This window comes from Streptomyces sp. GbtcB6, from assembly GCF_019091475.1.
GTDB lineage: Bacteria > Actinomycetota > Actinomycetes > Streptomycetales > Streptomycetaceae > Streptomyces > Streptomyces hyaluromycini.
On record NZ_JAGXJL010000254.1, the window covers coordinates 1 to 280 of the forward strand.

Annotated in this window: 1 pseudogene; it reads right to left on the reverse strand. The window is 76.8% G+C overall.

The window, feature by feature from the left end:
- Nucleotides 1-280, reverse strand: a pseudogene (locus KVT45_RS55315) (family 65 glycosyl hydrolase); the annotation flags it as partial.

Genomic DNA, 280 nt, shown 5'->3' on the forward strand with positions numbered 1-280 from the left:
CAGCCGGGCGGTCTCCACGAGCAGTTCGACGCCGGTGTCCCGTTCGAAGTCGGTGTCGCCGCTGGCGGCGACATAGCGGACCACCGCGTCGGCGACGTCGGCGTTGACGTGGAAGGCGGCGGTGCCGGCCGGCCAGGAGGCGGAGCCCTCCGAGCCGGCGATCGTCCGCCAGGGGAACGCGGCCCCGTCCAGACCGAGCTGGGCGGGGCGTTCGCGGGCGGCGGGCAGGGTGTTGTGCCGCCAGCGCAGCGCCTCGGCGACGGCACCGGGGGCGGTGTGG